The sequence below is a fragment of the Cecembia calidifontis genome (assembly GCF_004216715.1).
GTDB classification, from domain to species: domain Bacteria; phylum Bacteroidota; class Bacteroidia; order Cytophagales; family Cyclobacteriaceae; genus Cecembia_A; species Cecembia_A calidifontis.
The window spans coordinates 3903102-3915344 of the sequence record NZ_SGXG01000001.1; the positions used below are offsets into that span (position 1 = coordinate 3903102).

6 protein-coding genes are annotated in these 12243 nt (G+C 39.8%); all 6 read right to left on the reverse strand.

From position 1 onward, the window contains the following. Window positions 1-9: 9 nt before the first annotated feature. The 6 genes from BC751_RS16740 to BC751_RS16765 all read right to left on the reverse strand — a co-directional run bounded on the left by BC751_RS16740 (window position 10) and on the right by BC751_RS16765 (window position 12230). On the reverse strand, window positions 10-3039 hold the full coding sequence (locus BC751_RS16740) for a SusC/RagA family TonB-linked outer membrane protein (protein ID WP_130276644.1): 3030 nt from the start codon (window positions 3037-3039) through the stop codon (window positions 10-12). A 33-nt stretch (window positions 3040-3072) separates the two neighbouring features. Further along, window positions 3073-4986 carry a RagB/SusD family nutrient uptake outer membrane protein gene (locus BC751_RS16745; protein ID WP_130276645.1) on the reverse strand — a complete coding sequence of 638 codons (1914 nt, stop codon included), beginning with the start codon at window positions 4984-4986 and terminating at the stop codon, window positions 3073-3075. Window positions 4987-4999: 13 nt separating this feature from the next. Next, complete coding sequence (locus tag BC751_RS16750; protein WP_242617508.1) at window positions 5000-8344, reverse strand: SusC/RagA family TonB-linked outer membrane protein; 3345 nt, start codon at window positions 8342-8344, stop codon at window positions 5000-5002. A gap of 885 nt (window positions 8345-9229) precedes the next feature. Continuing rightward, complete coding sequence (locus BC751_RS16755) at window positions 9230-10240, reverse strand: IS30 family transposase (RefSeq protein WP_130273814.1); 1011 nt, start codon at window positions 10238-10240, stop codon at window positions 9230-9232. Between the two features lie 128 nt (window positions 10241-10368). Beyond that, window positions 10369-11514 carry an aldose epimerase family protein gene (locus tag BC751_RS16760; RefSeq protein WP_130276646.1) on the reverse strand — a complete coding sequence of 382 codons (1146 nt, stop codon included), beginning with the start codon at window positions 11512-11514 and terminating at the stop codon, window positions 10369-10371. 17 nt (window positions 11515-11531) lie between these two features. Beyond that, window positions 11532-12230 (reverse strand): L-ribulose-5-phosphate 4-epimerase, encoded by a 699-nt coding sequence (locus BC751_RS16765; RefSeq protein WP_130276647.1) that lies wholly within the window; start codon window positions 12228-12230, stop codon window positions 11532-11534. Window positions 12231-12243 lie beyond the last annotated feature (13 nt).

Genomic DNA, 12243 nt, shown 5'->3' on the forward strand with positions numbered 1-12243 from the left:
TTTCGGTTATTAAAACTGAGCAGCTAAACCTAAATTAAAGAAGTGTGTTTGGGGTGCAGAGCCGATATTGGTCGTAAGAATTTTACGGTTAGGCCCAAGCGTTAAAAGATTTACCCCATTGATGTACACATCCATTCCTCTGATAAATGAACTTGCAAACAACTTGTCAGATGGTAATCGGTACGTAATCTGAACCCTGGAAAGGTCAAAACGATCCGTACTATAAAGCCAGAAATCAGAGTTCCTGAAGTTATTCGCGCCATTTAATGTGGTGAGACGAGGATAGGTTGCTGTTTCCGCTGTTTGTGGTGTCCATCTATCTCTGACTACTTCGGAATATTTGGCATCTCCTGCAATCCAGAAATAAGAGCTGTTTCTCATCGCATAAGCACCACTTCTCCACATGCCCAAGGCAAAAAGGGTGAAGTTTTTCCAGTTTGCTGTAATATTCAACCCGGTTGTCAAAGGGGCTCCAAACCATCCACCTCTACCCAAGAAAACTTCATCCTGAGGGGTAATTCTATTATCCCCGTTTTGATCAATATACCGTATATCTCCTGGTGCCACCTCACCAAAAATTTGAACAGGCGCAGAGGCTATTTCGCCAGTACTGCCAAAGAAACCAGCATTTCTTAGACCCCAAATAGCATCAATCGGTTTACCGCTTCTGATTTGATATTCATCTAGCCAGTTTTCGCCTCTCTGAAGCGCTTTAGTAGCATAATAAGTACCTACTAACCCTACATTCAGTTTAACTGCGCCCACTTGTTGATTTACATTTAAGTTGAAATCGAATCCTGTGCGCTGATCGCTATTGTAGTTCTCAAAAGGAATGAAGGAAGACACCGGAAAACCTGTAGTAAAGTAACTAGGGTAGATATCACTCCTTTGAACCAGCAAACCGGTCATTCGGCTGAAAAAAGCAGAACCTGAGAAGAATAATTTGTTATTGAAGAAAGAACCTTCAATTCCAAAGTTTATTTCTTCTCTTTTTGGAAACCTCATTCCTGGATTGGCTCCTCTTCTTGAAATGGTGGTGATGTTATTCAATCCATCTTTCCAGGTGTAGAAAACAGTACCGTCACCTTGTTGTGTAAATACTTGTTCATACAGATAATAATCCGTGATATCTAAATCTGTGTGAACAATACCACCAGAAACAGAAAGTAATAAATTGTTGACTATTGAGGAATTTTTAAGAAACTCCTCATTACTTATTCTCCAACCCAAAGAACCTGTTGGGGAAAATGCCTGTCTGTTATTCTCGGGAAGTCTTGCAGAATGAATTATTGCACCATTGAATTCAGCCAAAAACCGGTTTTGGAAACTATAACCAAGATGTATACCTAGATTGGCATTGCTTATCCGATGATACAACTGGGAAACTCCGGTTTGAAATCCTCCGGCCACCAACATGGCGGAAATTTCATGCTTTTTTTCTATTATAGTATGGTAGTTAAGTTGAGCAGACATTGACAAAGTCTGCTGAAACCTGTTCCCGCTGATATTTTGAGTTCTGGTACTGGCATCTTGACCGAATCTAGTCAAGCTTGTTATCAAATCCTTACCCGCATAATTATTCCAAACCGGCTGATAAACAGCGTATTGGTTATTAAAGGCTAGTGTGTAGGATGTCTGATAATCCAATCCAAACCTGTAATTAAAGGTCAAACCTTTTAAAACATTTCTCAAGTCAGCGTTGACTCCAGTATTGAATTGATATTGTCTACTGGTAAAGACGTTGGAACCACCGGCATAAATATCTGCAATCGGGTTAGTCTGCTCTAATTGGGTACCTCCTAACAGGTATTGGCCACCGATGACATGGCTACTGTTACGAATAAAATTCTGAGACACCTCATCATCCTCCTCAATCATACTGATAGGTACTAGAGGAGAGAACCTGTTTGGACGAATAGTTGCAGCGCCTTGCCAATAATTAGTATTCACTCCTTTTCCATTGTAAATAATCACCGCTGCATCCGCAAAACCGGAAATGTAATTATTGAAATTCATATCTACATTTCCCCTGACATTGAATCTTTCGTTTCGATTGTTGGTCGCCTGACCAAAGTTGAGAAAACTACCTTCAGACATCATACCCAAATTTGTGTAATAGCGTGCTTTGTCAGAGCCGCCACCAATTTCAAGTATTGCATCATGCCTACTGAATGCTTTTTGTAGGTAATCTGTTGAATAGAAATCCAAATTCGGATAACGGTAAGGGTTGGTACCAGCCGCATGATTAAAGATTTCCTCCTGAGTGAACAAAGGCTGCAAGCCATCATTCACACGGGCTTCATTAAATAATGTCATGTATTCAGCAGAGCCCAAATATTTGGGAATCTCACGGGCTACATGAACACCTGTGTTGGCTCTTACATTGATGTATTGCCTTCCTACACTTCCTCTTTTGGTGGTTACCATGATCACACCCTTAGCAGCACGGCTTCCATATAAAGCAACCGCAGAAGCTCCTTTTAAGAAAGTAATCTGCTCGATTTCTATGGGCATCACACTGCCAGGATCTCTTGGAACTCCATCTACCAATAATAAGTATTCATTATTTCCCCAGATGTTACCATGGAAACCTGGTGCGAAACCTTCCATATTGTCCAAGGTCCATGTGAAATAATTTTTCTCCAACAATTCGGGGATGTTAACAAAGGATATTCCTCCCAACAAATTGGACCTGTCTTTCACTTGATAAGCGGTATTCACTTGTCTAGATTCCCACTCAGGTATTAAAATGATATCATTTATTTGGCCTGAAAGGCGCATTACCTTTGTTTCATAGCCATTTAATTTGAAAATCACCAAACTGTTGGGAATAACCTCAATATCAAAAAAACCCTGGGCATTAGTTGTTCCTAAGACTTCTTCTTGTTCATCCAAGATAAAAACATCTGGAACCGGTTCTCCTTTGGTATCCTTCACGGACGCCTGTATCCGAATTGTTTGATTAGCCTGAGCTAAGAGCAGAATGGGACTACTCATCAGCATCAATACCAATAGCCATATGATATGTTTATATTTCATTAGTGCTTTTAGAAAATGTTGAACTTGATTTTTTTACCAACCTGGATTTTGTCGGAATTCAGGATACAAAGTCACATCAGAAACTTTTAGTGGTAACCAATAATGTCTTTCTGCAAGCGGTCTTTCCAACAGAACTTCCTCCCTGAAATTCAACACCCGCATGTTTGTAGGATCGCCTCCTAAAGTAGACTCGGGAGCACGGGTAAACTCAATTGAAGTTTTGAGCGTATAAGGTCTTTCGATTAATTGCATCCACCTTCTCAAATCATTGAACCGATGCCTTTCAAAAGCTAACTCAACAGCGCGTTCTCTCTTTATCTCATTTAAGAATACATCCACAGATGTTTGGAATTTTGGAAGGACTCCAGGCATTCCTGCTCTTTCTCTGATTACATTCACTGCCTCAAGTGCAGATTTATTAAAATTTGAAGAACGTGCCTGCACCGAATTATGCCCCATCAAAGCCGCTTCTGCATACATCAAATACACATCTGCCAATCGGAGGTAAGGAACATTCAAGTGAAGTGCTGCACCGAAGGCAAAAGCATTATCATAGGCATTGGCCGTCAAAGGGACAAACTTTCTATTCAAATAACCTGTAGGACTTCCAGAAACAGCACCTCTGTAACTACCCCCTGTGAATAGATTCGCATATCGGTTATCTTCTTGATTGGGGGGCATGGAGCCTTGTACCACCTGTACACCATCAAATACTACAGTTTTATAAAAGCGCGGATCTCGGCCCCTGAATGGGAACTCCGGATTGTAACCAGACTCTGGGTCTGCTTTTGTTATGTCGGTAGGCAGGGGAAGACCATTTGCCATCCCGAAGTTTTGATTGATATAGTTGGCTGTTGGTACAAACTTAGTCGCATCCCCATCTACAATGATGGAAGGAAAATACTGTTTAGTAATACCCCAATTGGACTGGTCTCCTGACCAATATAAAGATCTGAAAATCGTTTCGGTACCGCCGGATAATGCCCAATTTTGACCCATGGTGTAAAACAAACTATGCCAACGGTCAAAAGGCATCAGCGCATATTGGGTTTGGCCACTCTCCACTAAATTGAGCAATTCACCGAATGCTTCGGCAGAACGGCGAGCAAAGTCAGTATTGTATGTTCTACTACCAGTAGATTCGAAATTCATCAATGGGCTCGCCGCATATAAGAGGTTTTTACCCAAGTAGGCCAAAGCCATGATTTTATTTATTCTTAATTCATTTCTACCCAAGGTCCGCCTTCCTGCTGTGATGTTATCCCAATTAATGGGTAACAAATCTGCTGCTCTTCTTAGGTCAGCCGCTACTTTTTCAGCACTTTGATGATAATTCAAACGTGCTTCTCGCAACTGCTGATCTCCAGGCAATACCCTGTCAATGTACGGAAGACCGCCAACATGTTGTATCAACATGAAGTGAAACCAACCTCTGAAGAAAAGAAGTTGTCCTTCAATTAGAGCACGTTCTTCATCTGTGGCATCTGTCATTCGATGGAGGTTTTCTAATCCAAGATTGGCTTTTCTGATACCATACCAAGCTAAAGGCCACAGGCCTTTGGTATGGGGGTTATCATTGGTATTAGCAGACCACTTATCCATCCAGGAAGCTTGACCACCATGACCTGCATGCTCCACTTGCCAAGCCCAGAAATTACCTCTATCAAAAGCAAAAGTCACGTGAAAATTACCTGCTGAAGATACCATTTCATCTTCTCCCCAATTCCAAGAAGCGGTCCAGTAACTGGTAGTAAAGTTGGGAATACAATGGTACAGCTCCTCGGTAAATCCTTGGAAATTCTGAAAATTAAGGAAGGCAATTTCTTCTGAAATCACCGACTCGGGTGTTCTTTCCAAATAATCCAAACAGGAAGATGTACTGACTACCAAAAGTACCGCAACCAAGAATGGATTGATTTTAGTTTTTATCGTTGTTAAAACTTTCATAGCAAATCAAGAATTAGAATGTCATCGTTAAACCTAAGTTTATCCTTCTCATCATAGGGTAAGCCCCCTCCCATGCTGCACCAGTTCCAAAGTTTGATTCTCTATCGTCTGGCATTTTACTCCAAACCAAAAGATTGTTACCATTGAGGAAAACCCTTAATCCTGCCATGCCTAATTTTCTGGCACTGGCTGAATTCACGTTATAAGCGATTTCTGCATTTTTCAATCTTAAGAATGAGCCATCATATAAGTACCTGGCACCATAATAATAAGATACTGGTGTCAACCAAACAGGTAGTGGACTATCGGCATTCGGGGTATCTCTGGACCAATAGGTCCCTTCGTCATAGACAAGATTTCGCTGTCCATCCAAGTTGGTAAAAGGCACACTTCTGGTTACGTTATTGACACCATAAAACTGCATAAAAAAGGATAAGCCATTCCACTCGATACCAATATTGGTGTTGTAAGTGTTTTGTGGTATGTTTGAAAATCCATAAGGCGCAGCATCAAAGGCATCAATCACCCCATCTCCATTGAAATCAAGAATAAAGTATCCTCCAGGTAATTTCCCCCCATTATTGGTATTGTGTGGCGTACTTGCAAATACTTCATCCCAGGTATTATAAAACCCTTGATTGATGTGAGAGCGTGCTTGGCCCAACTGGAAACCTGCTTGCTTTTGGTACGCTGCCAAAAATTCAGGATCATCTCTATTAATTACTACATCAACTGCTCTGGTCAGGGCCACATCTGCCCACAGTCTGATACCATTTTTCAAAATTTTGTTAAAGCGTAACTCAATTTCATAGCCGGTTGTCTCAACCCGACCTAAATTTGCAGCAGGTGCATTGGCACCAAAATAACTTGGTACGGAACGGTCCGCTGCCATCAAAATATCCACCCGATTGTCTCGGAAAATATCAAAACTACCATCCAAAAAGCCTTTGAACAGACTAAACTCTGTTTTTAGATTGTATTTGTACACAGTTTCCCAACGGACATTTGGATTTCCCAACACTGTTTGTCTATACCAAGTGTAAGGACTAAAATCACCTCTCCAACCGACAGTAGACATTCTGGAAGAACCTCCAAATTCCCATTGATTCATGAAAAGGAATCTTCCTCCAATATTATCGTCACCGACTTCACCATAGGAAGCAGTTACTTTCAAGAAATCAATCGGCTTGATGTTTTTCATGAAGTTCTCTTCTGAGAGCACCCAACCAATACCACCGGAAGAGAAAAACGCAAATCTATAGTTGACTCCAAACTTCTCTGAACCGTTATAAGCACCGTTATATTCTGCTAAGTATTTATTCTTGTAATTATAAACCGTACGGAATACCCAGTCCTCACGATAGCTTGGGATCATGTCACCAATCGCATCCTCTTGTCTCATGACCAAACCCATAGCATTAAGGTTATGGTTATCGGCGATCGTAGTAGCATAATTCAATTGAGCTTGGTAGAACATCCTACGCTGTGCCCCCTCTACCGTACCACCTTGGGTAGTCCAAGCAATTGGCTGGAAAAAATCGAAATTGCTGTTGTCAAAGTTGTTTTTAAGATTCACCCTTCCCGTAACAGGGTCAATCCACATTTCTTCCGTATTATTAAACAAATCATTAACACCCCTACCAATTTCAGTGAAGGTATTATCCAACGCTATAGTACCTCTAAAATTTAGACCTTTGATGAATTTTTTTAAATCCTGCTCCAATACGATATTGGTTGATAGACTTGTGGTGGTGGTATATTCAATACCTCCGATAGCCAATACTCTAGCAGAATTGATTGCCCCAAAATCATCTAAAGGATAATAACCCCAAAGTCCATTAGAATATCTGGGCATAAATACGTCCGGTGGGTTACGGTAAGCAGCACGCCAGAAATTTGCATCATTGCTCCCATTCCAAGGAGTTTTACGAACTCCATAGATACCTCCCAAATTGACTTTTAAAAGTGTGGAAGATGTCAACTGAAAATCAAGATTATTTCTGAAGTTAAGCCTATTGAAGCCATAGCCAGGCTGATAACCTCTGCCGTTTTCAAATTCTCGAAAAAGATCTCCTTCATTCTGGAAATCAAATGCTGCGAAATATTTAGTAAATTTAGTACCTCCTGTAATGGACACATTCGCATTATATGCCATGGCATAGTCCTTGAACAGGTAATTCTGCCAATCAATATTCGGATATCTTTCTGCCTCCTCTAAATTGGCTGGGTTACGGTACTTTTCTCGAATCTCCTGGGGTATGATCTGTGACCATGCCTGGGGACTTACAGATAATTCTCTTTCAATCGCTAAATTACGAATACCAATTGCATCGTAAGCATCCATTTTTCCAGGAAGCTTAGATGGTGACTTTACGGTTGAATTTACCCTGGCGACAATTTCTGCTTTCCCTTCTCTACCTCTTTTGGTGGTAACGATGATTACCCCATTTGCACCTCTCGAACCAAAAACCGCTGTAGCAGAAGCATCTTTCAAAACAGAGATAGATTCAACCGAACCGATATCCATTTGATTAAAAAACTCAGGTCGTTCCACTCCATCCACCAAAATTAAGGGACCATTGCCGTTCCAGGTGTTGTTGCCCCTTATGACAATCTGCGGCTGTTCGTCCCCAGGGGCTCCTGAACTTTGCACTGCAATCAAGCCAGGCAAGTTACCCGTCAATGCAGCACCAAGATTAGAAACCCCGCCGGTTCTTTGCAATACTTGGGCATTTGTCTGAGAAACAGCACCAATCAAAGTCTCTCTCCTTTGCTCGCCATATCCGATTACTACGAATTCTTGAAGTGAGGTTTCAGTTTCACTTAAAACAATATTGTAAACTGTTTTTCCCGCTTCTACTAACACTTCCTGCGATCTATAACCAATAAAACTGATAACAAGGATTTGACCTGGCTGCGCTTCAAGTTTAAAATCGCCATCGACACCTGTGGCAACCCCTATGGAGGTTCCCTTAATCAAAACGGTAACACCTGGAATTGGCATTCCATCTTTTCCATCCGTAACAACACCCCTGATTTCTTGAAATAATTCCGAAATTTTTCCCTTTGTATTTTCTTGGGAAAGGACGTTTTTCTGCTTACGGTCTTTTGCAGACTGCGAAAGGGAAGAAGAAGAATTTTTAGTGTCCTTGGAAGTATTCGGCTCTTTTTCCGTTGGATTACTTTTACTAAAATTTGAATCTTCACCCGCTAAAATAACTTCAGTGTGCTCAAAGCTTTTAACCCCTTTATGAGATGCTATCAACTGGAAGCTAAACAGCAGCAAAATAGAGAAGATTAAATAGCTTAAAGGTTTGGGTTGAAAGTTATCGATTAGCCTTAGTAATTTTTCATTCATAAAATATTTTTAAGGTTAAATTAGGTTTGAACTAAATTTGAGGCTCACCTAAGAACGAACTTCAGTGATCAGTAATTTTTCATTAGCTTGAATTCATAAATGTTTTCATGGCAAATATTTCTTAAGATTGATTCATAATGTTGTCTTTCTTTAATAAGAGCGTATTCAATTCCCATTATGGAGACAGTTCCAGGTATTTCTTGATCTAAAGAATTTCTATTTCTTAGTTTTTGAAAAGAAGGATAACAGCCAAAAAAGTTTTTAACTATATATAAATAAATAATTATCAGCCTCCTGAAATCGATTGCAAAAATTGAAAATATCAAGTCATTAAGAAAAGGCATAATTATATTTGGTTTATCGTTTTTGACTCAATCAAAAATAAAATTTGAGTTTTAAAAACAAAAATCAAATCATGATCATATATGATTGATTTTCAGTGTTTTAAATCGATCATTGCGCTTAAAAGCAAAAAAAATTATTCCTTAAAAATTCAGAAATGCCCTTTGAAAGCAAATTTCGAAGGTTTTGTTCATTATTTGATCAAAATTTCTTTTTACGCTTAAATAAAGTATTTGATTTTCAATAACTTACATTGATATTTTTTTTGAAAAAATTCAATCATTTCCAATTTTAAATTCCATATTTCAAATGCTTGAATCAGATAATAAGCGTCAATTTGAAAACCAAAATATTGCCCCTAATTAAATAAGGCCAATCCTTGAAAAATTATCTCCTAAGATTAATCGATCCGATCATATACAAAAAATATAACCGATTTCATTTTATTGTTTAATAGTACTTAGAATTAGGCCAAAAACCTTTACCTGGAAAATTTCTACCTAAAAAAGAAGGGTGAAAGTCCATTTTAAACTTTCGCCATGTTCAAGTCATAAATGCAACGCCTAATTTTTTCATTAGACATTCGATAGGACTAAGATAATTAAACTTTCTTATTGGCCTGTTATTGATTTTGGTTTCTATATTTTGGATCTGTTCCCGAGAGATTTGATTGAGGTCAGTACCCTTTGGCAGGAAAGCCCTGATAAGTCCGATTCTGTTTTCCACTGTTCCTTTATCCTGTGAAGTGTATGGTCTTGTAAAGAATGTTGGGATATTGAATTTATCTCTGATTTTATAATGGTTTGCGAATGCCATATCATTATCGAAAGTGATTGATTTGAAGAACGAAGCACCAATTCTCTGTATTCTCTTTGCTATTTTCTGTTCAATGATATCTGCATTTTTACCATCAAGTTTCTCTATGGTAGTAACCAAGGTTGCCCTGTCCACCAGTACCAAAAGAGCTGATTTGTGGTTTTTCCCCATCATAAGGTCTACTTCAATATCTCCTATCCTTTGTCTTTTTTCAACTACAGGAGGCCTTTGGTCAATTGGAACTCTCTCCCTGATAATTCCTCTGGTATGCCTGTAATTACCTCTCTTACGCTTTCTTTTACCATGCCGGAGATTCTTGTAAAGCTCCCTGTCCCTTCGGTATCTCCAATGGCTACTTTTTTTGGCAGTAAATATCCAGTTGTAGAGTGTCTCATGACAAACCCCTTCTTTACCTTGTTTCTTCCAGGTGACCGATATTAGCTCTGGGCTCAATTTGTCAACAACAAGGAATTTGCGGGCCTCTTCTTTAAGGGACTCGGTAAATTTGATTCGCTTTCTCTTGAGTCTATGTCTTTCGTCTGTACGGTTCTGGGCAACTGCAGCCTTATATTCACCGCTATAACGGCCCCTCTTGCCGGTATTTCTTTGAAGTTCTCTGGATACAGTACTTTTGTTGACACCGATAATCGCAGCGATTTTGGTCTGGGAAGTTCCGTTTCTAAATAAAGCCTCTATTTGGTACCTTTGTTCCTGGCTGAGATGTTTAAATTTATTCATGACAACACAAAATTAATATTTTCAGCCTAAGGGAAGGAACCCAGGTTCCTTCCCTTAAACCCTTAGTGTTGCATTTATGACTTGAATATAGGTTCACCCTTCATTTTTTTAAAATTCTATTTTATTTTTCACTTCACCTTAAAGTGATACTGTATCCTATGGCGGTATACTTCTCCCGGATTTAGTCTTGCTGTTGGAAAGCTTGGTTCATTTGGTGCATTGGGAAAAGTCTGTGGCTCAAGACAGAGCCCCATGTACTGTCTATAATTCACTCCATTGACCGTCACTTTTCCATCTAGGAAATTACCGGAATAAAACTGAACAGCTGGCGAATCAGCATATAATTCCATCACCCTTCCGGATTTCTCATGATAAAGTTCCGCCATTTTCACCAATTCATCAGAATGGGACTCCTTGACCACAAAATTATGGTCATATCCACCAGGAACTTGGGCAATCCTCTCTCCTATCAAATGTGGTGTTGTAAAATCAAATGGTGTATCCTTAACTGCTTTCAATTCCCCTGTTGGAATAAGTCCAGCATCTACAGGTGTGTATTGGGGTGCATGGATAGTTAATTGATGACCCAGAATATCTTCATTCATAGCACTAAGATTAAAGTAGCCATGATGGGTCAGGTTGACAATAGTAGGCTGATCCGTTTCCGCAGTGAACTCCAATAGGAGTCGGTTATCCTTGGTAAGCTCAAAAGTCAGAATTGTTTTCAGATTACCGGGGTATCCTTCTTCTCCGTCTTTACTGGTATATGACATCTTGACAATCATAGATTCTTGACCTTCGATGTATGCTGCATCCCAAAATACCCTATTGAAACCGAGAAGACCTCCATGTAGATGATTGTCCCCATCATTGGTCGCCAATTGATAGGTCTTACCATCTAACTCAAACTTACCTTTGGCTATTCTATTTCCAAACCGGCCAATAGCTGCCCCAAAGTAATAATCGTTATTGTCATAATCGGCAACATTTTCATAGCCCAAAACAATATTCTCAATGATGCCATTATTGTCTGGTACAATCAGCTTTGAAATAATGCCTCCATAGCTGGAAATTTCTACTTCCATTCCATTTCCATTATCCAAATGAAAAACCTTGGCGGTCTTTCCAGCAACAGGCACTTCCTTCACCTTGACCTTGAAATTGACTTTTTCTTGTATCATTGATTTTTCTTCTTTCTTTGACCCGGAACAGTTCCAACTCACCAGGCTGACAATCCCCATCAGGGAAAGTATAAATGTTAATTTACTTTTCATCGCTATCAGTAATTTTTTCAGCATCCTTGGCCATAGTAAGCATTTTTTCCATGCTTGCGCTCATAGTGCTTTTTAACCAGGGCATCTTTCAGCTTAGCTGCATGGGGGTTGATTTGAAGCGTCAAATAGGCCATTTTGGCAATTTCCTCAAGTACTTTACTGTTGTAAACAGCCTTAGCGGCATCTTTTCCCCAAGCAAATGGCCCATGACTTCCAACCAAGACCATCTCCACTTCATTAGGACTCAAATTCTTCCCGTCAAAACAATCCAAAATCTGTTGGCCGGTATTGTATTCATAATCCCCTTCGATCAGGTGGTCGGCCATTGGGGGGGCACAGGGAATATCTGCTGTCAAATGATCAGCATGTGTAGTGCCGAAGTTTGGAATATCCATGATAGCCTGGGCCCAAGCTACCGCATAAGTGGAATGGGTATGGCATATACCACCGATACTTTCCCAATTCTTATATAAAAAGGCATGGGTTTTCGTATCTGATGATGGACGCATCTTTCCATCCACCACTTTGGCATCAAAGTCCACAATCACGATATCCTCAACCTTTAATTCTTCATATGGCACACCGCTGGGCTTGATTGCAAAAACACCCTTTTCCCTATCTACTTCACTGACGTTCCCAAATGTGTAGACCACAAGATCTAATTTTGGGAGCTGCATATTTGCCTCATAACAGGCCTCTTTGAGTTGTTTGTACATCTTTACTTGAGAT